The sequence below is a fragment of the Dongia sp. genome, assembly GCF_041905885.1.
Taxonomy (GTDB): Bacteria; Pseudomonadota; Alphaproteobacteria; order Dongiales; family Dongiaceae; genus Dongia.
The window spans coordinates 33,999-57,480 of sequence record NZ_JAYRKD010000022.1 but is presented as its reverse complement, the minus strand read 5'-3'; the positions used below and the strand labels follow the sequence as shown (position 1 = coordinate 57,480).

The window sequence follows — 23,482 nt, the reverse complement described above, 5'->3', positions numbered from 1 at the left end:
TTCAGTGCACCCAGAATGAAGGAAGCCGCGGGGCCAGCCCTTGCGCCGCGTTGCGCAAGGCCATCCAGGCGGCGGCAAAAGACGGCCGCAGGGCCAGCGCATCGGCGGCCAGCCAGCGCGCCACCAGCACGCCGTTGACCAGGGTCGCGGCGCAGCGCACCTCCGCCGGCGCCAGCAGCATCAGGTCGCGCAGCAATTCCAGCCGCTGCGCGGCGCCGGGGCCGGCCTGGATCAGCATCGCCGCGGCGCGCATGCCTTTGAGCGCCGCCGGATGCTCCAGCGCCTCGATCAGCAGCGCGTCCGCGGCGTGGAAGCGGTCGGCCCAGATCAGCATGCCGTTGCGCCGGACCGACCAGGCGTCATGCACCAGGCCGCGGGTCATGCTTTCGCCATGCGCGCTGCGCCCAAAGACCAGGATCTCGCCGGCCAGCACCGCGGCATCCTCCGCGAGATCGATGGATGTCCGGCGGCGCATGCGCGCGCCGTTGAACAGGATGGTTTCCTGCGGCAACCATTCCAGCCAGCCGCCGGCCGCGACGTCGAGCGCGATCTCGATCCGCGTCTCGCCGCCGGTCGAGCGGTAGAGCTTCTCCGCCGCCTGGGCGATCGCCATGGCCTTGCTGCCCTTGCCCATCCCGATCGCCGTCGACATGCAATCGCCGCCGGTGAAGCCGCCGCAGGTCGCGGTCAGCGCCACTACGGGAAGGTCCATCCGGCAGGTTTCGGGGAAGAGCGCGCGCAAGGGTGCAGCCTGGTGCAGGTGCGCAAGCCGCGTCGCACCGGCAACCCCGCTGTTGTCGAAGGCCAGTTCAAGCGTCCCGTTCATGGCCCCCTGCGCCGATGGAGGAAAGCGCCGGCCGCCGTGGTGCGTCAGCGCGGCAGCCGGCCTTCTGCTTCAACGGACGGATCTACGCCGCCGCAGCCGCAAGTCTCTCCTGTCAACCGCCGCCGTTCACCGGCGTGCGATTGCGGACGAAAGAGCAAGAAGGGTGCCAGCGGGATTCCGGCGGGAAACCGCGCGGGGCATATGCGGCGATGATGCGAAATTGAGCAGCGGCGCGCGAGCTGCTCAAATTGTAGCCGGAGAGATCGAGCGACCCCTCACCCCGCCCTCTTCCGCAAGGGGAGAGGGGGTTTCTATTCGCTGTTGCTCGAGACAGTCTCAATCTTACGCGCGGAGCGCGGAGAAAATCCCCCTCTCCCCTTGCGGAAGAGGGCCAGGGTGAGGGGTCGAAGATTCTATCCGCGCGAGAACGCTACGCCTTCTCCGCCGCGCCCGGTCCGCCCTGGATCTTCGCGGCCAGCGCCGCTGACAAGAACCGGTCGATGTCGCCGTCGAGCACGCCCTGGGTGTCGCTGGTTTCGACCTCGGTGCGGAGGTCTTTCACCATCTGGTAGGGCTGCAGCACATAAGACCGGAGCTGATGCCCCCAGCCGATGTCGGTCTTCTGCGCCTCGATCGCGGCGCTGGCCTCTTCGCGCTTCCTGAGCTCGGCCTCGTAGAGACGGGCTTTGAGCATGTCCATCGCCATGGCGCGGTTGCGGTGCTGCGAGCGGTCGGCCTGGCAGGAGACCACGATCCCGGTGGGCATATGGGTGATGCGGATCGCGGAATCGGTCTTGTTGATGTGCTGGCCGCCGGCGCCCGAGGCGCGGAAGGTGTCGACCTTCAGGTCCTTGTCCAGGACCTCGATGTTGATGTCGTCGTCGATCACCGGATAGACCCAGACCGACGAAAAGGAGGTGTGGCGCCGCGCATTGGAATCGAACGGCGAGATGCGGACCAGGCGGTGAATGCCGGATTCCGACTTAAGCCAGCCATAGGCATTGGGGCCCTTAATCTCGATGGTGGCGGATTTCAGCCCGGCCTCTTCGCCGGCGCTCTCTTCCAGCCACTCGACCTTGTAGCCGTGCTGCTCGGCCCAGCGCACATACATCCGCATCAGCATCTGCGCCCAGTCCTGGGCCTCGGTGCCGCCGGCCCCGGCATGGACTTCGAGGAAGCAGTCGTTCATGTCGGCTTCGCCGCTGAGCAGCGATTCCAGCTCGCGCTTGGCGGCGTGTTCCTTCAGGACGGCGAGGTTGCGCTGCGCTTCGTCGACCGAGGCACTGTCGCCTTCAGCCTCACCCAGTTCGGCCAAGGTCAAGGCGTCGTCGAGCTCGCGTTCCAACGCGCGGAAGGCGCCGATCGCATCGGAGAGATGCGTGCGCTCGCGCATGATCTTCTGCGCTTTTTCAGGCTTGTCCCAGAGCGTCGGGTCTTCGGCGAGCGCGTTCAGTTCGTCGAGACGACGCAGAGCGTTGTCCCAGTCAAAGATGCCTCCTCAGCAGGGAGAGCGAGGATCTGATCTCCGTCGCCGCCTGCTCGATCTCAGCGCGCATGGCCAAATTTCCATTCTTCAAGAAAAAGCGGCCGGACCATGGGGGAATCCGGCCGCCGCGTCAACTTCCCGTGGTTTCGCTAGTAGAGGCCGCCCGAGGAATCGGCCGGGGCCGGAGCCTGCGCCGGCGCGGCCGGCGGCGGCGTGCCGCCGAGATCCGGATCGAGCGGACGGGTGAGGTCCTCGTTCGAGAGCGGCATGGTCGGGGCCGGCGTCTGGCTGTCGAGCTGGTCCACCGAGTTCGGCAGCGGCGGCGCGGCGCTGCCGACCTCGCCGACCTGGTTCGGCGCAACCTCGCCATCGACCGGCGCCGGGGCCGTCGTGGTCGTCGCGTCCGCCGCGGGCTGGGTGACACCGACACCCGGCGGGGCGACGTTGGTCGGGTGATAGTCGGCCGGGTTCGAGCTCTCGCCCGGACCGTAGAGCGGCTGGGTGTAGGTCACCTGCGGCGTCTGGGTCGGCATGTCGAGGATGCTGGTCGCGGTGTCCTGCGGCAGCGAATCCGTCGCCTGCTGCGGCATCTGACTCTCCAGCGGAATGACGCTGCCATAGCCGGCGTCCTGGCTGTAGCTGCTGTCGCCTTCGACGATCTGCATCGGCGCGCCGTTGGGTTCGGTGCCGGGGCGGAAGGCTTCCCAGATGATCCGCCCCTCCTCGCCCGGCTGCACCCGCTGGCCAGTCTTGTAGTTGACGCGGACCAGGCGGATGCCCGGCGGGACGCGGAACGGGGTGGCCGGCTTGTCCTTCAGCGCCGCCAGCATGAAGTCGCGGAAGATCGGCGCCGAGAGCGTGCCGCCGGTCGCCTTCTCGCCCAGGGTGCGCGGCTGGTCGAAACCGACATAGACGCCGGCCGCGAGATCCGGCGAGAAGCCGACGAACCAGACGTCGCGGCCGTCATTGGTGGTGCCGGTCTTGCCGGCCAGCGGCTTGCCGACCTTGCTGACCGCCGAGCCGGTGCCGCGGCGCACCACGCCTTCCATCAGCGAGACCATCTGGTAGGCGACCATCGGGTCCAGGACCTGCGGGCGATCATCCGGCAGGTCGGGCGGCGGCTGGCCGTCATAGGCGATGCCGGCGCAGCTATCGCATTTGCGCTGGTCGTGGCGGTAGATGGTCCAGCCCTGGCCGTCCTGCACGCGGTCGATGAAGGTCGGCTCGATCTTCTTGCCGCCGTTCACGATCATCGAATAAGCCGAGACCATGCGGAGCACGGTGGTCTCGCCGGCGCCGATCGACATCGCCAGGGTCTGCTGCATGTTGTCCATGACGCCGAGCCGCCCGGCCATCTCCGCGACCTTGGCCATGCCGATGGTCTGGGCGACGCGGATGGTCATCAGGTTGCGCGAGTTCTCCAGGCCGACGCGCAATGTCGCCGGGCCGAAATATTCCTGCTTGAAGTTCTCCGGCTGCCACATCGGCAGGCCGGGGCCCTGGCTGATCATCATCGGCGCGTCGAGGATGACGGTCGAGGGCGTGAAGCCGGATTCCAGCGCCGCCAGATAGACGATCGGCTTGAACGACGAGCCCGGCTGGCGCATCGCCTGGGTCGCGCGGTTGAACTCGCTCTGCTGGTAGTTCCAGCCGCCGCTCATGGCGAGCACGCGGCCGGTATGCGGGTCCATCGCCACGAAGGCGCCGGAGACTTCCGGCACCTGCCGAAGCGCATAGCTCCCGGCCGGATAGGGTTTGTCGTCCTTGTCCTTTTCGACCGGCTCGACCGCGATGATGTCGCCGACCTTGAGCACGTCCTCGGCCGACTTGATCTGCGGGCCGCGGCTGAAGTCAGGCTGCTGCTTCCTGGCCCAGATCAGCTCCGCCAGGGGAATGCTGCCTTCGGTCCCGTCCTTGAGCCCGATCTTGGCGGCCTGCTTCTCGACCCCAAGCACGACCGCTTCCTGCCACTGGTAGAGCCAGGGCATCGGCTCGAGCTTGCCGAGCTCGTCCTTCCAGGTTTCGGTGACCTCGATATGCTTCAACGGGCCGCGATAGCCGCGGGTGCGGTCATAGGAGGTGAGCGCCTTGCGGAGCGCATTGTCGGCGTCGATCTGCAGCCCCGGATTGACCGTGGCGCGGACGGTGAGCCCCTTCTTGTAGAGCGCGTCCTGGCCGAAGCGCTGCGCCAGCTCGCGGCGGACTTCCTCGGCGAAGTAGTCGGCGGTGACGCGCTCGGTCTCGGCGCGGGCACGCTGTTCCAGCGGCTCGGCTTTGGCGGCCGCCGCTTCCTCGGCGTTGATCGCGCCGTTCTCCAACATGCGGTCGATCACCCAGTTGCGGCGATCGAGTGCGGCCTCGTGGTTGCGCTTGATGTTGTAGTTATTCGGCGCTTTGGGCAGCGAGGCGAGATAGGCCGCCTCGCCGATGGTCAGCTCGTTCAGCGACTTGTTGAAGTAGTTGATCGAGGCGGCGGCGACGCCGTAATTGCCAGAGCCGAGATAGATCTGGTTGAGATAGAGCTCGAGGATGCGGTCCTTGGAGAAGGCCTTCTCGATCCGGAGTGCCAGGATCGCTTCCTTGACCTTGCGGCCATAGGAGACCTCGTTCGAGAGCAGGAAGTTCTTGGTGACCTGCTGGGTGATGGTCGAGGCGCCGATCGGCCGGCGGTCACGGCCGTAGTTCAGCACATTGATCCAGGCGGCCTTCAGCAGGCTCGGCACGTCGATGCCGGGATGGGTGTAGAAGGTCTTGTCCTCGGCGGAGAGGAAGGCGTTGATCACGCGCTTCGGGATCGCGGTGATCGGCACGAAGACCCGGTTCTCCACCGCGTATTCAGCGAGCAGGCGGCCGTCGCCGGCATAGACCCGGCTGACCACCGGCGGGTCGTAGGAGGCCAGCTGATAGTAATCCGGCAGGCCCTCGGAATAATGCATCCAGGCAACCCAGCCGCCGATCGCGGCGACGGTGCCGCCGACGAAGATCACGCTCAGCAGGAAGGAGATCACCCAGGGCAGGCGGAAGCCGCCGCGGCGCTTCTTCTTGGCGTTCTCCGTGTTCTTCGCGGCTCGACGGCGCTTCTTCTTCGGCCGATCCTCTTCCAGCGGCAGCGGCGAAGGCGGCAGGGGATCGGCTGCGTCGTCATCCAGCCGCACGGCGCGCAGGGGCGGAAATTCGTTGCTCATGGTGCTTTGTCTAGCCTGCCCGGTCCTGGAAAACCAGGGTCCAGCGTTGGGGTCCCGTTCGGTCACGAATAAGTGCGGAACCTACTGCCGGATCAAGGCAAATTTGCGACTTTGGTTGCTGATTCCAGGACTTCTATGTCGCAGATCACGCCGTGATCAGGCCGAGCTTCCGGCCGTAGCCGACCGCCTGGGCCCGGTCGCGCGCGCCGAGGGCGCGCAAGAGCCGGTGGACATGCAGCTTGGCGGTCGCCTCGCTGATCCCGAGCTGGCCGGCAATCCGCTTGTTGGAGGCGCCGCCGGACAGCAATTCCAGGACCTGGCGCTGCCGGGTGGTCAGGTCCGGCTGGCCGCCGTGCTCGGCCGGCCAGGACGTCGCGCGGCCGGCGGAGGCGGCGCGGTCGGCAAGGGTCAGGTCGGCGGCCAGTTCGCGCGGCGTCTTCGCCAGCAGCCGGGCCTGGTCATGCCCGCCGAGCCGCGCAGTGAGATCGGTCGCGACCAGCAGCACCGCGGGCCGCCCGCCGATGTTGATCAGCCGGTGATACGAGGCGATCCAGACCAACCCGCCGTCGCGGTGATTGAGCGCGACGACGAACTCATGATCGACCGGGACGCCGCGCTGCCAGCCTTGCAGCGCATCGAGGATGAAGCCGCGATGCGCTTCCACCACGATCTCGTCCGGGCGCTTCAGCAGCAGCTCGGACCGGTCATAGCCGATCAGCCAGGCGGCCGCGTCATTCACCAGCAGATAGCGATCGGCCTGCATGACCACGACCGGCGCCGGGATCTGGTCGAATATCGGGCTGCCAAGGCCGCAGGTGCCGAGGAAGGCGCAGCCGTTGACCGCGTCGGGCGCGGCGGCGACCAGCTGCGGCGTCACATAGGCGTTGCCCGCGAGCACGAAGCGCAGGGCCTCTATGAAGCGCAGCGGGGACACGTCGCGGGCCAGCAACCCGTCGCAGCCGGCATCGAGCCAGCGCACGCAGTCGATCCGGCCGAGCGCGCCGTAGACCGCGATCCGCAGCCTGGGATGCAGGCGCCGGAGGTTGGCGATGAGCGCCAGCCCCTCGCCGTGCAGGGCGGAGTCCAGAAACAGCAGGAGGTCCGGCCGCGCCCCGCGCGACACCAGGCCCAGTGCGTCGGAAGGATGTTCGATCCAGGTGAGGTTGAGGCCGGCGACCCCCGCGCGCAGCGCATCGCCCAGCGCCTGCTGCTCGATCGACGGCGGGGCGAGGTGGAGGATCCACGGGCCGGCAGCAGCAGCGGCAGGCTTCGGATGGGCGGTGCCGGGCACGTTTGAACTCTCGAGTTCACCAACAGAGGGCAGTCACTATCGCGGCGCGCGACGGAGGTCAAAACCCACGATTGGTCTAGGTGTACACCGGTCTATGGCTTTAGGCTTTATGTCCGAAAGATAAATCTATGTATTCCAACATATTAGATCGGCAATAGACCTCGACCCAGAATCCAGCACGGCCTAGCATTTTATTCACTGCGACCAGACGTCGCCGCTTCGGGGGAAGTGGCGACGGGTGCCGCGGGAGGACCAGCCCAACCAAGAGAAAGGGGAAAATCTTGGAAACGCTGACCGATTTTGCCGAGCGGATCGCCCTGCTCGGCCTCGCCGGGCCGGCACCGCAGCACTTGCGGCAGGTCTGGGAGGCGATCGCGCCATCTCTGCCCGCGATCCTGGACGACTTCTATGCGCGGCTCGGCTCCACCCCGGCCCTGGCCGGCAAGGTCGCGGGCCAGGAAACCCGGCTGAAGCAGGCGCAGATCGAGCATTGGCGGCGGCTGTTCCAGGGCGGCTTCGACCAGGTCTATCTCCAAAGCGCGCACCGGGTCGGGATGACCCATAACCGGATCGGGCTGGACCCGCTGTGGTATCTCGCGGGCTACAGCCACGTGCTCAGCCACCTGTTGCAGCACAAGGCCTTGCGCGGCGGCGGCTGGGGCCGGCGTGGCAGCCGGGCAGCGGTCTCCGCGGTGGTGGGCGCGGTGATGCTGGATGCCGGCGTCGCCATCCTCGCCTATCAGCAGGCGGTGATCGAGGAGCGCCTGGCGCGGCAGAGCCGGCTGGAAGAGCAGATCCGCGGCTTCGACATCGAGATGAAGACGGCGCTGCAGAACCTGGCCGCAGTCTCGACCCAGATCCGCCAGTCGGCGGCGGTGGTCATCGAGAGCGCGCAGACCTCCAAGGATCAGTCGGGCAACGTCGCCAGCGCCTCGATGCAGGCCGCGGGCAACGTGCAGATGGTCGCGACCGCGGCCGAGCAGCTCTCCGCCTCGATCCAGGAGATCAGCCGCCGGGTGTCGCAGTCGAGCGAGATCACCGAGCAGGCGGCGACGGCGGCTCAATCCTCGGACCGGATGGCGCAGTCGCTCTCCGAGGCCGCCGGCCGGATCGGCGCCGTGGTCCAGCTGATCAACGAGATCGCCAACCAGACCAACCTGCTGGCGCTCAACGCCACGATCGAGGCGGCGCGCGCCGGCGAGGCCGGCAAGGGCTTCGCCGTCGTCGCCTCGGAAGTGAAGGGCCTGGCCGGGCAGACCGGCCGCGCCACCGGCGACATCGCCAGCCAGATCCAGTCGATGCAGGACGCGACCGGACAATGCGTCGGCCTGATGCAGGCGATTGCGCAGACGATCGGCCAGCTGCGCGAGATCGCCAGCAGTGTCGCCGCCGCCGTCGAGCAGCAGACCGCGGCGACCGCCGAGATCGCGCGCAACGTGCAGGAAGCGGCGACCGGCACCGACCGCGTCTCGCAGAACATCGCGATCGTCGAGCGCTCGGCCAGCGAGACCAGCGTCGCCGCCGAGGAGCTGGCGCGCACCTTCGAGGAATTGAACCGGATCGGCAGCATGATCCACACCGGGATCGAGCGCTTCCTGGAAGGCGCACGACAGGCGTGAGCAAGGTCACGCCCTTTCCCGGCGACCGGGCCGCGACGCTGGAAGCCGTGCCGCTGCCGACCGATTTCTCCCGCGAGGCGTTCGACAGCCTGACCGAGGCGATCGTGATCATCGACCGCAAGTCGACCGTGCTCTACTTCTCGCGGGCGGCGAGCGCGCTGTTCGGCTACAGCGCGCAGGAGATGCTCGGTCGCAACGTCCACAAGATCATGCCGCCGCGCGAGGCGGCCGAGCACGATCACTACGTTGCGCGCTATCTGCAGACCGCGGTGCCGCACATCATCGGTCGCACCCGCGAGGTGACCGGCCGGACCAAGGACGGGCGGTTTTTGCCGATCGACCTGCGGGTGGTGCCGATCTGCCTGAACGGCGAGACCTGCTTCATCGGCAGCATGCGCGACGTGACCGAGCGCAAGGCGCGGGAATCCGCCCTGCTCTCGCTCAGCGACCGGCTCGGCAACCAGGTGGCGATCCTGGACGCGATCCTTGCCAATATCGAGGAAGGCGTTTGCCTCTATGACGATGCCGGCAAGCTGATCTGCTGCAATCCGCGCTATCTCGCCTTGCTGGACCTGCCGGCGAACGTCGTCGCGCCGGGCATGGATCTCGCGGAGCTGATCGATCTCATCGTCGGTCTCGGCATCGTCGCCGCCGGAGACGCGCCGGCGATACGCGAGCAGCGCCTGGCGCTCTCCCGCTCCGCGGGCGACAACAAGATGACGCTGCGGCTCGCCAACGGCCGGATCCTGCGGGTGCTGCATCGCGCGATGTCCGACGGCCGCTCGATCGCCACCTATCGCGACATCACGGCGAACGAGCATGCGGCCGCGCAGTTGCGCGACGCCATGAAGCGCGCCGAGGACGCCAGCCGCTCGAAGTCGAATTTCCTCGCCAACATGAGTCACGAATTGCGCACGCCGCTGAACGGTATCCTTGGGATCACCGAGGCGCTGGCGCTCGGCTATTTCGGCGCGCTCTCGCCGCAGCAGCAGGGCTATCTCAAGGACGTCCACCAGGCCGGCCGCCATCTGCTCAACATCATCAACGGCATTCTCGACTTGGCGCGGATCGAGGCCGGCCGCTTCGATCTCATCGAGGTGACGGTCGCCGCCGACCAGTTGGTCGAAGAGGCGATCCGCCTGGTCGGGGGGCTGGCCCGGGATGCCGGCGTCGCGATCGCGCCTTGCGGCGCGCTTCCCGCCCCGCTGCTGAAGCTCGATCGCCAGGCGATGGTCCAGGTGCTGGTGAACCTGCTCTCCAATGCGGTCAAGTTCTCGTCGCGCGGCGGCCATGTCACGATCTCCTGGCGCGGCGCCGGGCGCGAGGGCTTCGCCTTCTGCGTCAGCGACCACGGGATCGGCATGAGGCCCGAGGAGATCGACCTCGCCCTGACGCCGTTCGGTCAGACCGAGAGCAGCCGCACCAAGCGCTACGAGGGAACCGGCCTCGGCTTGCCGCTGGCCCAGCACATGGTCAGCCTGCACGGCGGACGGCTTGCGGTGGAGAGCGCGCCTGACAAGGGGACCACGGTCACCGTGTTCCTGCCGTCATCGCGAATCATCGCCCAGGAACGGCGTCGGAAGAGCCCAAGCTAGAGTCTCGAGGGCGACCGGGGGTCAGGGCAGCTTGGCGACCTCGGTCGCGGACACCTCGGTATCCGTGACCTCGGTGTGGCGGATCATGTCCCGCCAGTCGAAATAGTTTTCGATCGAACGGGTGATCGAGGACGCCAGCTTCTTCTGGTGCTTGGTGCTGGTCAGCAACTGCTCGTCCGCCGAGCTGGAGACATAGCCCATTTCCAGCAGGACCGAAGGGACATCCGGCGCCTTCAACACCGCGAACCCGGCGAAGCGGTGGCTGTTGTTCAGCATCAGGGTGTCGTTCCTGAGATCGTTCACCAGGATCGAGGCGAAGCGGGACGACATGTTGGTGGTCTCGCGTTGGGCCAGGTCGATCAGGATGCCGGTGACGGTCTGGTTCTCCTTGGTCAGATCCACGCCGGCGATCACGTCGGACTTGTTCTCCTTGGCGGCCAGGGCCTCGGCCTCGGCGTCGGAGGCCTTGTCCGAGAGCGTGTAGACCGAGGCGCCGCGCGCCTGGTTGCTCGGGTTGGAATCGGCATGCAGCGAAATGAAGAGGTCGGCGTTCTTGTCCCGGGCGATCTTGAAGCGGTCGCGCAGGACGACGAAGACGTCCTTGTCGCGGGTCAGCACCACCCGGAACCGGCCGGTCGCCAGCAGCTGCTGGCGGAGCTGCTTGGCCACCGCCAGGGTGATGTTCTTCTCCATCGCATTTGAGCCGAGCGCGCCGGGATCGATGCCGCCATGGCCGGGATCGATCACGATCAGCGGCTTCGGCGCCGGTTCCGGCGCCGGAATCACCTCGACCTTGGGTGCAACCTGCAGGGTCACGGTGCCGCCTTTATCCACGGTCCCCTTGGTAATCGTCTGGGCGCCGGGAATCTTCGCCTCGGCCAGTTTCGGCGTCCCAGCGGCCTTGGGGGCATCCTTGGGCGCGACCTCGGCGGGTGTCGCCGGCCCGCCGGGTGCCGAAGCCCCGGACGAGGCGAAGAGAATGGTCTGGGCGGCCGCCTTGAAGGCCGCCGAATCGGTCGGGCGCAGGTCGAGCGCCAGGCGTACCGGCAGGTTGCCGCTGGCCGGCAGGATCCGGGCATCGGCCACCGCCGCCGGACCGGTCAGGTCGAGCACGATCCGCGAGGTGCCGGCCTTGAACAGGCCATAGCGCAAGGCGGCCACCAGGCCCCGGCCCTGCAGCTTTTTGCCCTCCTTCACCTTCCAGGCGATCTCGCTCATGTCGATGACGACGCGGTTGGGATCGGCCAGCGTGAAGACCCGGTATTCCGCGGCCCCGCTCAAGGCGAGCTCGACGCGGGTCAGGTTCGGCTCGATGCCGAGCGTGGCGCCGGTGACCGCGGGCTTGGCAGAGGCGGGAATGGCAAGGGCCGCCGGGATCGCAAAAGCGATCGCGACAAGGAAAACGATCCTTGCCGTCCAAGCGAAAACCCGCCTCAGATCGCGCATTTAGTCCGAACTCCCGAGAAAGGAGTCAAAGTATAACCAGGTAACTACCTGTGAATCAACACAATTCAGTGATTCAATCCGGCCCACCCGCTAGGCCCGGAACAGCCGGGCGGATTGGCATTGTCTTGGTTGGCCTTGGTCACTATTCTGCCTGCGACTTGACGAAGGATTAACGACGTCCCGCTGGCTCCGTAAGGGCCGAAGAAAAGGGGGCCGCCCCAATCGCCGTCAGGTCTTGGCCGGTCCGGCCATCAGGGCATCTGCTCAAGCGGCGCGTAATGGCCCGAGCGATCCCGATCCGAACCGGTTGCTTTGGCGTCGCAGATGCGACCCGCGGCGGGACTTGTGCCCGCCGGGAATACGCAGAGCGACGCTGTTCGTCACAGGTAAACATGACCAACACCTGGAATTCACCAACCCAATTTGCGCAGACGCCGGCTTCCACCGCCTTTGGCGGAGCCTGGCGCGCGCCGGAGTATTTCCCGCATGGCCAAAACAATGTTGATCGACGCCACCCACCCGGAAGAGACGCGGGTCGCGGTGGTCGATGGAAAGAAGCTTGAGGAATTTGACGTCGAAATAGCGGGCCGCCGCCCGCTCAAAGGCAACATCTACCTCGCCAAGGTCACCCGCGTAGAACCCTCGCTGCAGGCCTGTTTCGTCGAATATGGCGGCAACCGCCACGGCTTCCTCGCCTTCAGCGAAATCCATCCCGACTATTACCGCATCCCGATCGCGGATCGCGAAGCGCTGATCCGCGAGACCCAGGCCGCCCTCGAAGGCGAGCCGGAGGAACGGGAGAAGCCGCGCCGCGGCCGTCGCAACCGCGGCGGACGGCGTTCGGAAGCCGCCAGCAGCGAGACTGCGCCGCATCCCGAGCATGAGCATGCCGAGGGCGAGGAGCATCACGACGATCACGCCGTGGCGGATCTCGCCCAGGGCGATCACGACCACGATCACGACCACGATCACGACCACGATCACGACGACCACGGCGAGAACGATTCCTTCTTCGAGGCGCCGAGCGAGCCGATGTCCGACGCCGCCGAGGCCGACGATCATCTCGAAGGCGCCGCGGAAGACCACCAGCACGCTGATGCGCCGGAAGCCGGCGAGGCGGCGATGCCGCTGCTCGCGCATCACGACATCCTGCGCCAGGAGCTGAACGACAGCCCGGCGGAATCCCAGGGCGAAGTCGCGCCGCTCGAGAGCGGCGAAGACGCCCCGGCTGCCGCCGGCGATGCCGACCTGCCGCCGCCGTCGCAGGGCGAGCTGGTCGAGGTCCCGGTCTCCGAGGAAGTGTTCGACACGGTCGGCGGCAGCGAGCCCGCGCGCGACGACGACCCGGAAGTCGATGAAGAGAACGCGCGGCGTCGGCGTCAACGCGCGCTGCGCCGCTACAAGATCCAGGAAGTCATCAAGCGCCGGCAGATCCTGCTGGTGCAGGTGACCAAGGAGGAGCGCGGCAACAAGGGTGCGGCGCTGACCACTTATCTCTCGCTGGCCGGGCGCTACTCTGTCCTGATGCCGAACACCGATCGCGGCGGCGGCATTTCCCGGCGCATCACCAGCCTGAACGACCGCAAGCGCCTGAAGTCGATCGTCGAGGATCTCGACGTGCCGGAAGGCATGGCGGTCATCGTGCGCACCGCCGGCAGCGAGCGCAGCCGGGCCGAGGTCAAGCGCGACTTCGAATATCTGATGCGGCTCTGGGACGAGATCCGCGAGACCACGCTGAAATCCTCGGCGCCGGCGCTGATCTACGAGGAAGCCAGCCTGATCAAGCGCTCGATCCGCGACGTCTACACCCGCGAGATGGGCGACATCGTGGTCGCCGGCGTGGACGGCTACACCCAGGCCAAGTCCTTCATGCGGATGCTGACGCCGAGCCATGCCAAGCGCGTCCAGCTCTACCGCGACCCGTCGATCCCGCTGTTCCAGCGCTACCAGGTGGAATCGCAGCTCGCGGCGATCCACAACCCGACGGTCCACCTGCGCTCGGGCGGATACATCGTCATCAACCAGACCGAGGCGCTGGTCGCCATCGACGTCAACTCGGGCCGCGCCACGAAAGAGCGCAACATCGAGGAGACGGCGACCAAGACCAACTCGGAAGCGGCCGAGGAAATCGCCCGCCAGCTCCGGCTGCGCGACCTCGCGGGTCTCATCGTCATCGACTTCATCGACATGGAGGAAGGCCGCAACAACAACGCGGTCGAGCGTCGCCTGAAGGATGCGCTCCGCAACGACCGGGCGCGGATCCAGATCGGCCGCATCAGCTCCTTCGGCCTCTTGGAGATGTCGCGCCAGCGCCTGCACCCCAGCCTGCAGGAAGCCTCGACCGATATCTGCCCGCATTGCCGCGGCTCGGGCCGCATCCGCTCGGTGGATTCGACCGCGCTGCACGTGCTGCGCCTGGTCGAGGAAGAGATCACCAAGGCGTTCAGCCCGGGCGTCAGCGTCTACGCGCCGACCGCGGTCGCGCTCTATATCCTGAACCAGAAGCGCACCGCGCTGTCGCAGCTCGAAATGCGGCGCGGTGTCCGCGTCTACGTCAACGGCGACGACAGCCTGACCCCGCCGGACTTCCGCCTGGAGCGGATCAAGCAGCTGGCGCCGGGCGAGGAACTGCCGCCCGCCCCGGCCCCGATCCCGCTGCCGACCGATGCCGAGATCGACCTCGAGGACGATGTCGTCGAGGAGGCCGAGGATGAGGTCGAGACCGAAGGCGCGGCGGAAGCCGAAGGCGAGGCCGATACGGCCGAGACCGGCACTTCCAGCGCCGGCGAAGAGGAACAAGGCGGTCGCGGTCGTGGTCGTCGCCGTCGCCGGCGGCGTGGCCGCGGCAACCGCTTCAGTGCCGACGAGTTCACCGAATCCGCGGAACGCAGCGGCGGCGAGGCGCCGGCGCAGAGCGAGGGTGCAACCCCGGGCGAAGAACCCGCCGGTGCAGCGCCGATCGCCGCGGAAGCCGGCGAAGCCGAAGCCGCCGATGACGGCGAGGAGGCTGAGGGCGGCGAAGAATCCGGCGACGGCGACAGCCGCCGTCGTCGTCGTCGCGGCCGTCGCGGCGGTCGCCGTCGCTCGCGGCGCGGCCCGGATGAAGCGCGGGGCGCAGCGCAGGCGGAAGGACAAGCTGGATCCCCGGCGGAGTCCGATCGGCCTGAAAGCCAAAGCGAGCAGCCTTCCCTGCCCGAGGATTCCGACGCGCTGCCGCCGCAATGGCGCCAGCCTTCGGCACCCGCCACCGAGCATGTCGCACCGGCCTACACCCCGGAGCCCGCGACGTTGCCCGCGGCCGCGGCGCCGGCTTCCGAGCCGGTCGAAGCGACCGAAACGGCATCTTCCCGGATGACGGTGATCGAGATCGGTGATTCTTCCGACCAGAGCGTGCGCACCGTCGCGCCGGAGGAGAACGGCGATCCGTCGCGCCGGCGGGGATGGTGGCGCCGGCTGATCGAGTAGCGGACCGACCGCGCGGCGGCTCGATCGCCGCGCGGGCCCTTGCTGGATCGAATTGATCTGGATCGAATTGATGGGGACCGACCGGGTGGCTGCCGGTGGGCGGGATGAGGGCAAGCGATGGCTGAGCCGGAACCGGAACGGAGGAAGCGGCGCCGGCGATGGCCGGCTTTCGTCGTCCTGGTTCTGGTCCTGCTGATCGCGATCGGCTTCTTCTCGCGAACCCATCTGGCGGCCTGGGCCGCGACCAAGCTCCTGGAGATCAAATTCGGCGTCTCCAGCGCGCTCGCCGTCAACCGCCTCGACAGCGATCTGGCACAGATCGGCTCGCTCGCCCTCGGCGGCGGCAGCGAGGTCAAGGCAACCGACATCAGCCTGCAATACGCGCCGCTGGCGATGCAGCTGCAGCGGGTCGAGATCGGCCGGATCGAAATCAACGCCCGCTACGACGGCCATACGCTGACGCTGGGCGAGCTTGATCCCATGCTGCGGGAATTGACCGCGCCCAAGCAAGACGGCGCCGCGCCGACGCCGTTGCCCTCGATCGTCATCCACAAGATCGTTCTCAACCTCGAGACGCCGATGGGCAGTCTTTCGGGCGACGGCATGGCGACCATCGACCAGGGCATCATCTACAGCCAGTTCGCCCTGACCGAAGCCTACAAGCGCTCGGCGGTGCGGGTCGATCTGAACGCGGCGCTGAGCGACCAGGCGCCGCAGCCCAAGGGTAAGGTCACCGTCGATCTCACCGCGGAATCGGCGATCTGGGTCCTGCTCGGCCTGCCGCAGCCGACCACCGGCACCCTGCAATTCAACGCGCAGCTGAAAGCGCCGCCGGGCGACCCAAATTCCAGCGGCATCCGCATCGCGACAGGGGCGCTGTTCCTGGCCGCCGACTGGACCTTCAACGGCAGCGGCCTTTCCTTCCCCGCCCAGCCGGCGCCGATGAACATCGACGGCAGCGGCCGCGCGGTGCTGCTGGAGCGCCGGCTCGAGATCCCCAGCTTCACCATGAAGGCGAATGGCGGCTGGTCGCAGGACCTGGCCTTGCAGCTGCAAGGCTCGAGCCTGGCCAATCTCGATCCGGAGCACGGCTTGGTGCAAACGACGCTCGACGTGAAGGCGCAGACCAAATCCGCGAACCTCAACGCGGTGCAACTGAAATCGCCGGCGCTCGATGTCGGCCTGCAGATTCAATACTCGGATGACGCGCTGCAGGTGCGGCTGAGCCGCGACGGTACGATCAAGTTCGCGCAGGCGGCGCTCGGCGCCTCGGCCAAGCTGACCAAGCCGATGACCATCACGGTCAGGAAGAACGACCAGACCGTGTTCACCCTGCCCTTCCATCCGACCGAGACGGCGCCGATCGCGGCCTCGGCGGCGCTTGGCCTGACCGCGCTCGAGCTGACCACGCCGGCGCTGGCGGCGCCGCTGCAGGTCGCCATGCCGAACGGCACGCTCGGCTTCACTGTAGGGCCTGATGGGCTGCCGAAATTCAGCCTCGACCTCAAGAATGGCACTGTCACCGCGAGCCAGCCGCCGCTCAATGCCAAGAACGTCAGCGCGTCGCTGAAGAGCCAGGGCGGGAAGATCGACATCACCCTCAATGCCGCAAGCTGGACCGGGCCGTCCGGCATCGGCCCGGGCAATCTGGACGGCAAGGCCACGCTCGACGGCAACAACCTCACCGCCGTCGCCAAGGTCGGGATCCCGACGGCAAAGGCGACGATGACCGCCAAGGGCAATTACGATCTCGGCTCCGGCAAGGGCAAGTTCGACATCGACCTGCCGGAAGTCACTTTCGCGCCGGGCGGGCTGCAGCCGAAGGACCTGATGGCCGATCTCGCCCATACCACCGACGACATCGCCGGCACGATCGCGGCCAAGGGTCCGGTCCTGATCGACAAGAACGGCGTAACCTCCAAGGTGGCGGTGACACTGAAGAACCTCTCCGGAAAACTCGGGCCGATCGCCCTGCGCAACCTCAACTCGGTCGTGGAGATCGAGAAACCCTGGCCGCTCACCACCGCCGCCGACCAGGAAGTCTCGATCGAGCTTGCCGATGTCGGCCTGCCGCTCACCAACGGGCTGGTGCGTTTCAAGATCGATGGCGGTGAGACCCTCAGTCTCAAGCAAAGCGAACTGGAGATGATGAGCGGCAAGGTGACCCTGGACCCGGTCACCTTGAAGCTGGGTGCGCCGGCCCAGCAGATCATGCTCAACGTGGACAAGATCGCGCTCGGAAGCATGTTCGAGCTCTTCGCCGTCGCCGGCCTGACCGGCGAGGGCGTCCTCTCCGGCAAGATCCCGGTCACCCTGTTCCCGGCCGGTCTTGCTATTGATCATGCAAAGTTGACCGCCGGGGGGCCGGGCACCCTCAAGTACAACCAGGAACAGGCGCCGGCGGCCTTGGCCAATGCCGGGGACAGCGTGAAGATGGCACTCTCCGCCCTGTCCGACTTCCGTTACGACAAGCTGGAGATCGACTTGGACCGCAAGGCGACCGGCGATACCGAACTGGGCTTGCACATCGCCGGGCGCAATCCCAGCTTTTACAATGGTTACCCGGTGGAGTTTAATCTCTCGGTCGCCGGCCGGCTGGACGAGGCCCTGCGCAAGGGCTTGGCCGGCTACCAAGTGCCGGATATGATCCGTGAGAGGCTGCAGCAGTTAAACCAATAAAGGGCCTTAGGGTGCCAACCTCTCGCAAACCGGCGCAAAGCGCCTCTCGGATCGCGACCGGCATGGTTCTGGCGTCGTTCGTCGCCGGGCTTTCGGCCTGTAACCCGACCGTGAAGGTCGAGGCGCCCGATAAACCGATCGTGATCAACCTCAACGTCAAGATTGAGCAGGAAGTCCGGGTCAAGGTCGAGAAGGACGCGGAAGACCTGGTGAACAATAACCCTGATCTGTTCTGACAGAGTTGACGGAATCGATGGCTCAAATGCGGAACCTTAGCGCGCTGACAACTTGGCTCAAGTCCGGGATCGCCGTCTTGGTGATGTGCCTGGCACTCCCTCTCGCGAGTGTTCAGGCCGATGGCCTCGAACAAGCCCGCGCGGCCGGCTTGATCGGCGAATTGCCGGACGGATATGTCGCAAGCGTCACGCCGAACCCAACGCCCGATATCCAGCAGTTGATCACCGACATCAACGCCGAGCGCCGCAAGTCCTATATGAAGATCGCCGGCGAGCGAGGCGTTCCGGTGGAGGCCGCCGGCGCTGTCGTCGCGGAAGTTACCATCCGGAAGCTGAAGCCGGGTATGTTCTACATGGATAACTCCGGCCAGTGGGTGCAGAAGTAGCCTTCCGCATTCGAGGCAATTGAGATGGCCGCCCTGCCCGGCTCCATCCCCGCTTCCATCGATGAAGCCCAGGACCTGCTGAAGGCCGGAAACTACGTCGCCGACCGCAGCCTGGCGACGGCCGTGTTCCTTTCCCTGAAGCTCGGCCGCCCGCTGTTCCTCGAAGGCGAGGCCGGCGTCGGCAAGACCGAGATCGCCAAGGTCCTCGCCGAGACCCTCGGCCGCAACCTGGTGCGGCTGCAGTGCTATGAGGGCCTCGACATCGCCTCCGCGGTCTATGAATGGAACTACGCCCGGCAGATGATCGAGATCCGCCTCGCCGAAGCGGCGCATGAGGGCGACAAGCAGAAGATCACCGAAGACATCTTCTCCGAGCGCTTCCTGATCAAGCGGCCGCTGCTGCAGGCCCTGGAGCCCGATCCCAAGGGCCCGCCGGTGCTGCTGATCGACGAGCTCGACCGCACCGACGAGCCGTTCGAGGCCTTCCTGCTCGAACTGCTGTCCGACTTCCAGGTGACGATCCCGGAAATCGGCGCGGTCAAAGCCGCCGCCAAACCGATCGTGGTCATCACCTCGAACCGGACCCGCGAGATCCACGACGCGCTGAAGCGGCGCTGCTTCTATTACTGGGTCGACTATCCGGATGCCGAGCGCGAGCTGGCGATTCTGCGCACCAAGGTGCCGGGCGCCGGCCTCGACCTCTCGCAGGAGGTCGTCGCCTTCGTGCAGAAGCTCAGGAAGCGCGATCTCTTCAAGCTGCCGGGTGTCGCCGAGACCATCGACTGGACCGATGCGCTGGTGCAGTTGGACCAGGTGGCGCTCACCAGCCCGGCGATCGACAGCAGCCTCGGCGCGCTGCTCAAATACCAGGACGACATCGCGCGGATCCGCGGCACCGAGGCCGCGGCGATCCTGGAACAGGTGCGCGCCGATCTCGCCGCCGAGAAGGCGGCCAAGCTGCTGCAGCACTGATGAGCGCTGAAACGCCTCGGCGCAGCAAGCTCGCCCAGAACATCCTGCTGTTCGCCCGGACCTTACGCGCCGCCGGCCTGCCGATCGGGCCGGGCAAGGTGATCGACGCCGTCGAGGCGGTGAAGGCCGCCGGCATCGGCACGCGCGACGATTTCTACTGGACCCTGCATGCGGTCTTCGTGCAGCGCCGCGAGCAGCGCGACATCTTCGACCAGGCTTTCCATATCTTCTGGAAGAATCCGCAATTCCTGCAGCGGATGATGTCGCTGCTGCTGCCGCAATTCCAGTACGACAAGTCCGGCGAAGCGGAGGAGCGCGAGGAGCTCGCCGCCCGCCTCGCCGAGGCCCTGCAGGGCGACCGCGCCGGCAGCATGGACGACATGCCGGCCGACGAGGAGGAGGTCGAGATCGACGCGGCGATGACCTTCTCCGACCGCGAGATGCTGCAGGCGATGGACTTCGAGAAGATGACCAACGCCGAGCTGGCCGAGACCAAGAAGGCGATCGCTAGCCTCCGGCTGCCGATCATGGAGGTGCCGACCCGGCGTTTTGCGGCGGATTCCCGCGGCCGGCGCGTGGACATGCGCGCCACCTTGCGCGCCAGCCTCCGGAATGCCGGCGCCATTCCGTTGAAGCTGAAATCGCCGAAATACCGGCATCCGCCGCTGGTGATCCTCTGCGACATTTCGGGCTCGATGAGCCGTTATTCGCGCATGGCGCTGCATTTCGTGCATGCGATCACCAACGACCGCGACCGGGTCCATACCTTCCTGTTCGGGACCCGGCTGACCAACATCACCCGCGATCTCCGGCACCGCGACGTGGACATTGCCCTGGACCGGGTGGGATCCCATGTGAAGGACTGGTCGGGCGGCACCCGGATCGGGCATTGCCTGCACGACTTCAACGTGAAATGGGCGCGGCGGGTGCTGGGCCAGGGCGCGGTGGTGCTGCTGATCACCGACGGATTGGACCGGGAAGGCGTCGAGGGCCTGGAGGACGAGATGATCCGGCTGCAGAAATCCTGCCGGCGGCTGATCTGGCTCAACCCGCTGCTGCGCTACGACGCCTATCGGCCGCAGAGCCAGGGCGCCAAGGCGATGATCCGCCACGTTGACGATTTCCGCGCGATCCATAATCTCGACAGCATGCAGAGCCTGGCCGATGCGCTGGGCCAGGCGACCATGCGCAGCGATCGGCCGAACGCAAAAGAGACGAGGGCAGCATGATGGACGAACAGGAAGTGCTGGAAGCCGCCGCACTTTGGCGCCGCGAAGGCAAGGGGGTCGCCCTCGCCACCGTGACCGCGACTTGGGGCTCCTCGCCGCGCCCGGCGGGATCGCAGCTGGTGGTTTCGACCGACGGCAAGATGCTGGGCTCGGTCTCCGGCGGCTGCATCGAGGGCGCGGTGTTCAAGGAGGCGCAGGAGGTGATCGCCGACGGCAAGCCGCGCCTGCTCGATTTCGGCATCACCAACGAACAGGCCTGGGAAGTGGGCCTGGCCTGCGGCGGCAAGCTGCAGGTCTTCGTCGAGAAGGTGGACTGAGGCAGCATGAAGATCGAGACCGTCGAGAAGCTGCTCGATCTGAAAGCGCGTAAGCAGCAGGTGGCGCTGGTCACCGATCTTTCGAGCGGCGCGCAGGATCTCTTCACCGAAGGCCATCCGGCGCCGGTGCTCAATCTCTCGCCGGCCGCCGCCGGGCAGGTGGCGCTGGCGATCCGCGAGGACCGCAATGCCGAGGCCGAGCTCGACGGCCGGAAATGCTTCATCCAGGTCCATAACCCCGCGCCGCGCCTGATCATCATCGGCGCCGTGCACATCTCCCAGGCGCTGGCGCCGATGGCGGCGATGGCCGGCTATGCGGTGACCGTGGTCGATCCGCGCCGCGCCTTCGCGACCGAGGACCGCTTTCCCGGCGTGACCTTGAGCGGCGAATGGCCGGATGAGGCGATGGCGAAGCTCAGCCCCGATGTGCGCACCGCCGTCGTCACCCTGACCCATGACCCGAAGCTGGACGATCCGGCCTTGAGCGCTGCGTTGAAATCGCCCGCCTTCTATATCGGCGCGCTCGGCAGCAAGAAGACGCATGGCGCCAGGCTCGGCCGCCTGACCAAGGCCGGCTTCACCGAGGCCGATCTCGGGCGCATCCACGGACCGGCCGGCCTCGACATCGGTGCGAAGTCGCCGGCGGAGATCGCGGTCTCGGTCCTCGCGCAATTGACCGCCGCCCGCCGCAACCGGCAAAGCCAAAGAGCATGATCTTCGACGACCTGCCCGTTGCGGATTGCGCCGGCACGATCCTGGTGCATACCCAGCGCTTCAACGGCGAGGCCTTCAAGAAAGGCCGCCGGTTGAACGCTGAGGATGTGGCACGGCTTGAGGCCGCCGGCTTGACCAGGCTCACCGTGGTTCGGCTGGAAGCCGACGACGTGCCGGAGGACCGCGCCGCGGCCGAGCTGGCGACGGCCCTGGTCGCGGCGAATCTGCGGCTCGATCCCTCCTTCACCGGCCGCGCCAATCTCTACGCCGAGGCGGACGGCCTGTTCCTGCCCGATGTCGCCCAGGTCGATCGCATCAACCAGGTGAGCGAGGACATCACCCTCGCCACCCTGGCGCCCTATTCACCCGTCACCGCGGGGCAGATGGTGGCGACGGTGAAGATCATCCCGTTCGCGGTGAAGCGCGCGGACCTGGAACGCTGCGTCGCCCTGGCGCGGCAGAACCACAGCTTGCGCCTCTCGCCCTATCGCGCGCGGCGCGTGGCGCTGATCCAGACCCAGCTGCCCGGCATGAAGCCGAGCCTGTTCGACAAGGCCGTGGGCGTGATGAACGAGCGGCTCGCCGCTTTCGGCAATCCCCCGGTCACCGACAGCCGCGTCCCGCATGACAGCGCGGCGCTGACCGCGGCGATCAACGCGACTGAGGATGCCGATCTGGTCCTGGTCATGGGCGCCTCGGCGATCGCCGACCGCCATGACGTGATCCCGGCGGCGATCGAGGCTTCGGACGGCACGATCACCCGCTTCGGCATGCCGGTCGATCCCGGCAACCTGCTGGTGCTCGGCGAACGGAACGGCAAGCCGATCATCGGCCTGCCCGGCTGCGCCCGCTCGCCGAAGATCAACGGCTTCGACTGGGTGCTGCAGCGCCTGCTGGCCGACATCCCGGTCGGCAATGCGGACATCGCCGCCATGGGCGTCGGCGGCCTCTTGGGCGAGATCCCGAGCCGGCCGCAGCCGCGCGACAAGCGCCCGGAAGAGACTGCCGTGCCCGGCAAGCCGAACGTCGCCGCGGTCATTCTCGCCGCCGGCCGCTCCAGCCGCATGGGCCGCAACAAGCTGCTGCTCGACCTCGAGGGCAAACCGATCCTCTGCCATGCGGTCGACCAGGCGCTCGGCGCCGGCTTGAGCGAGATCGTGGTGGTGAGCGGCCATCAGGCGGCCAAGGTGCGCGAGGCGCTGGGCGACCGTGCGGTCAAGGTGGTGGAGGCGCGCGAGCACAAGCTCGGCATGAGTGCCTCCTTGAAGGCCGGCATCCGCGCGCTCGGGCCGAAGACCGAGGCGGCGCTGGTGATGCTCGGCGACATGCCGCAGGTCTCGGCGCCGTTGATCCGGCGCCTGGTCGCCGCCTACAATCCGCTGGAAGGCCGCAGCATCGTGGTCCCCACGGTCGAAGGCAAGCGCGGCAATCCGGTGCTGTTCGACCGCCGCTATTTCGAGGAGATGCTGGCGCTGGAAGGCGATGTCGGCGCGCGGCACCTGATCGGCGCGCATGACGACCAGGTCGCCGAGCTCAGCGTCGATGACGCCGCGGTCTTCACCGATGTCGACACGCCGGAAGCTTACGACCAGCTGCTGGCGAAAGCCGTGTCATGAATTCCGATCTCTACCACACCGAGTTGGTCGCGCGGGCGCGCGAGGCCTTCGGCGAGGGCCGCATCGCCGCGGCGGCGGCCAGCATCACGGTCGATAACCCGCTCTGCGGCGACCGGGTGACGCTGGATCTCGAGAAGAGCGACGGCAAGGTCAAGGCGATCGGTCACGAGGTGAAGGGCTGCCTGCTCTGCGCCGCCGCGGCCGCGACCATCGCCGCCTTCGGCCAGAACCGGAGCCCGGCCGAGCTGCGGGAGATGGCCCTGGCGGCCAAGGCCCTGATGAAGGACGGCACCGCGGTGCCCGAGCGGTTCGCGGGCTTGCGGGTGTTCACCCCGGTCCATGCCGCGAAAAGCCGGCGGGATTGCGTGCTGCTGCCCTTCGAGGCCCTGGGCAAGGCCCTGGACGCGGCCTTTTGATGGC

General features: G+C 67.2%; 17 protein-coding genes. 12 read left to right on the top strand and 5 right to left on the bottom strand.

What is annotated here, in order from left to right:
• Nucleotide 1: 1 nt before the first annotated feature.
• From ACH2CY_RS20070 to ACH2CY_RS20055, 4 genes are all read right to left on the bottom strand, one after another.
• Nucleotides 2–826, bottom strand: a complete 825-nt coding sequence (locus tag ACH2CY_RS20070) for an urease accessory protein UreD (protein ID WP_395021189.1) — start codon at nucleotides 824–826, stop codon at nucleotides 2–4.
• A gap of 430 nt (nucleotides 827–1,256) precedes the next feature.
• Nucleotides 1,257–2,382 (bottom strand): peptide chain release factor 2 gene (gene prfB / locus ACH2CY_RS20065; RefSeq protein ID WP_395021188.1). Its coding sequence is split into 2 segments (ribosomal slippage): nucleotides 1,257–2,312 and nucleotides 2,314–2,382, totalling 1,125 coding nucleotides; the frame shifts between segments, so codons are not numbered across the junction.
• A gap of 79 nt (nucleotides 2,383–2,461) precedes the next feature.
• Nucleotides 2,462–5,497: a penicillin-binding protein 1A gene (locus tag ACH2CY_RS20060; protein ID WP_395021187.1), complete on the bottom strand. Its 3,036-nt coding sequence runs from the start codon at nucleotides 5,495–5,497 to the stop codon at nucleotides 2,462–2,464.
• 145 nt (nucleotides 5,498–5,642) lie between these two features.
• Nucleotides 5,643–6,788: a LuxR C-terminal-related transcriptional regulator gene (locus tag ACH2CY_RS20055; RefSeq protein WP_395021186.1), complete on the bottom strand. Its 1,146-nt coding sequence runs from the start codon at nucleotides 6,786–6,788 to the stop codon at nucleotides 5,643–5,645.
• A gap of 281 nt (nucleotides 6,789–7,069) precedes the next feature.
• On the opposite strand from ACH2CY_RS20055, the gene ACH2CY_RS20050 reads away from it, so the two are divergent.
• Both ACH2CY_RS20050 and ACH2CY_RS20045 read left to right on the top strand, forming a co-directional pair.
• Complete coding sequence (locus ACH2CY_RS20050) at nucleotides 7,070–8,407, top strand: methyl-accepting chemotaxis protein (protein WP_395021184.1); 1,338 nt, start codon at nucleotides 7,070–7,072, stop codon at nucleotides 8,405–8,407.
• Entirely contained in the window at nucleotides 8,404–10,002 is a 1,599-nt protein-coding gene (locus ACH2CY_RS20045; protein WP_395021183.1) for a PAS domain-containing sensor histidine kinase, read from the top strand. The genes ACH2CY_RS20050 and ACH2CY_RS20045 overlap by 4 nt, the downstream gene beginning before the upstream one ends.
• Before the next feature lie 21 nt (nucleotides 10,003–10,023).
• Here the strand turns inward: ACH2CY_RS20045 and ACH2CY_RS20040 are convergent, their stop codons facing one another.
• The gene (locus ACH2CY_RS20040; RefSeq protein ID WP_395021181.1) at nucleotides 10,024–11,448 is read right to left on the bottom strand and encodes an N-acetylmuramoyl-L-alanine amidase; all 1,425 of its coding nucleotides are present in this window, start codon (nucleotides 11,446–11,448) and stop codon (nucleotides 10,024–10,026) included.
• A 486-nt stretch (nucleotides 11,449–11,934) separates the two neighbouring features.
• Here ACH2CY_RS20040 and ACH2CY_RS20035 point away from each other — a divergent pair, with 486 nt between their 5' ends.
• From ACH2CY_RS20035 to ACH2CY_RS19990, 10 genes are all read left to right on the top strand, one after another.
• Nucleotides 11,935–14,913, top strand: coding sequence for an Rne/Rng family ribonuclease (locus ACH2CY_RS20035; RefSeq protein WP_395021179.1), 2,979 nt, complete (start codon nucleotides 11,935–11,937; stop codon nucleotides 14,911–14,913).
• 117 nt (nucleotides 14,914–15,030) lie between these two features.
• Nucleotides 15,031–17,592: a YdbH domain-containing protein gene (locus ACH2CY_RS20030; RefSeq protein WP_395021178.1), complete on the top strand. Its 2,562-nt coding sequence runs from the start codon at nucleotides 15,031–15,033 to the stop codon at nucleotides 17,590–17,592.
• 62 nt (nucleotides 17,593–17,654) lie between these two features.
• Nucleotides 17,655–17,828 (top strand): YnbE family lipoprotein, encoded by a 174-nt coding sequence (locus ACH2CY_RS20025; protein ID WP_395021176.1) that lies wholly within the window; start codon nucleotides 17,655–17,657, stop codon nucleotides 17,826–17,828.
• A 26-nt stretch (nucleotides 17,829–17,854) separates the two neighbouring features.
• Nucleotides 17,855–18,214, top strand: a complete 360-nt coding sequence (locus tag ACH2CY_RS20020; RefSeq protein ID WP_395021175.1) for a YdbL family protein — start codon at nucleotides 17,855–17,857, stop codon at nucleotides 18,212–18,214.
• Nucleotides 18,215–18,238: 24 nt separating this feature from the next.
• A complete protein-coding gene (locus tag ACH2CY_RS20015) occupies nucleotides 18,239–19,186 on the top strand; it encodes an AAA family ATPase (protein ID WP_395021173.1) in 948 nt (315 codons plus the stop codon).
• Nucleotides 19,186–20,415 carry a VWA domain-containing protein gene (locus ACH2CY_RS20010; RefSeq protein ID WP_395021172.1) on the top strand — a complete coding sequence of 410 codons (1,230 nt, stop codon included), beginning with the start codon at nucleotides 19,186–19,188 and terminating at the stop codon, nucleotides 20,413–20,415. The genes ACH2CY_RS20015 and ACH2CY_RS20010 overlap by 1 nt, the downstream gene beginning before the upstream one ends.
• Nucleotides 20,412–20,732, top strand: coding sequence for an XdhC family protein (locus ACH2CY_RS20005; protein ID WP_395021170.1), 321 nt, complete (start codon nucleotides 20,412–20,414; stop codon nucleotides 20,730–20,732). The genes ACH2CY_RS20010 and ACH2CY_RS20005 overlap by 4 nt, the downstream gene beginning before the upstream one ends.
• Before the next feature lie 6 nt (nucleotides 20,733–20,738).
• The gene (locus tag ACH2CY_RS20000; RefSeq protein WP_395021168.1) at nucleotides 20,739–21,446 is read left to right on the top strand and encodes an XdhC family protein; all 708 of its coding nucleotides are present in this window, start codon (nucleotides 20,739–20,741) and stop codon (nucleotides 21,444–21,446) included.
• Nucleotides 21,443–23,062: an NTP transferase domain-containing protein gene (locus ACH2CY_RS19995; protein ID WP_395021167.1), complete on the top strand. Its 1,620-nt coding sequence runs from the start codon at nucleotides 21,443–21,445 to the stop codon at nucleotides 23,060–23,062. Before ACH2CY_RS20000 ends, ACH2CY_RS19995 begins: the two co-directional genes overlap by 4 nt.
• Nucleotides 23,059–23,478, top strand: a complete 420-nt coding sequence (locus tag ACH2CY_RS19990) for an iron-sulfur cluster assembly scaffold protein (protein WP_395021165.1) — start codon at nucleotides 23,059–23,061, stop codon at nucleotides 23,476–23,478. Before ACH2CY_RS19995 ends, ACH2CY_RS19990 begins: the two co-directional genes overlap by 4 nt.
• Nucleotides 23,479–23,482 lie beyond the last annotated feature (4 nt).

Bases quoted from the DNA above. Each gene is read 5' to 3' on its own strand.
- ACH2CY_RS20070 (WP_395021189.1), bottom strand. From the start codon at position 826: ATGAACGGGACGCTTGAACTGGCCTTCGACAACAGCGGGGTTGCCGGT.
- ACH2CY_RS20060 (WP_395021187.1), bottom strand. From the start codon at position 5,497: ATGAGCAACGAATTTCCGCCCCTGCGCGCCGTGCGGCTGGATGACGAC.
- ACH2CY_RS20040 (WP_395021181.1), bottom strand. From the start codon at position 11,448: ATGCGCGATCTGAGGCGGGTTTTCGCTTGGACGGCAAGGATCGTTTTC.
- ACH2CY_RS20035 (WP_395021179.1), top strand. From the start codon at position 11,935: ATGGCCAAAACAATGTTGATCGACGCCACCCACCCGGAAGAGACGCGG.
- ACH2CY_RS20030 (WP_395021178.1), top strand. From the start codon at position 15,031: ATGGCTGAGCCGGAACCGGAACGGAGGAAGCGGCGCCGGCGATGGCCG.
- ACH2CY_RS20025 (WP_395021176.1), top strand. From the start codon at position 17,655: ATGGTTCTGGCGTCGTTCGTCGCCGGGCTTTCGGCCTGTAACCCGACC.
- ACH2CY_RS20020 (WP_395021175.1), top strand. From the start codon at position 17,855: ATGCGGAACCTTAGCGCGCTGACAACTTGGCTCAAGTCCGGGATCGCC.
- ACH2CY_RS20015 (WP_395021173.1), top strand. From the start codon at position 18,239: ATGGCCGCCCTGCCCGGCTCCATCCCCGCTTCCATCGATGAAGCCCAG.
- ACH2CY_RS20010 (WP_395021172.1), top strand. From the start codon at position 19,186: ATGAGCGCTGAAACGCCTCGGCGCAGCAAGCTCGCCCAGAACATCCTG.
- ACH2CY_RS20005 (WP_395021170.1), top strand. From the start codon at position 20,412: ATGATGGACGAACAGGAAGTGCTGGAAGCCGCCGCACTTTGGCGCCGC.
- ACH2CY_RS20000 (WP_395021168.1), top strand. From the start codon at position 20,739: ATGAAGATCGAGACCGTCGAGAAGCTGCTCGATCTGAAAGCGCGTAAG.
- ACH2CY_RS19995 (WP_395021167.1), top strand. From the start codon at position 21,443: ATGATCTTCGACGACCTGCCCGTTGCGGATTGCGCCGGCACGATCCTG.
- ACH2CY_RS19990 (WP_395021165.1), top strand. From the start codon at position 23,059: ATGAATTCCGATCTCTACCACACCGAGTTGGTCGCGCGGGCGCGCGAG.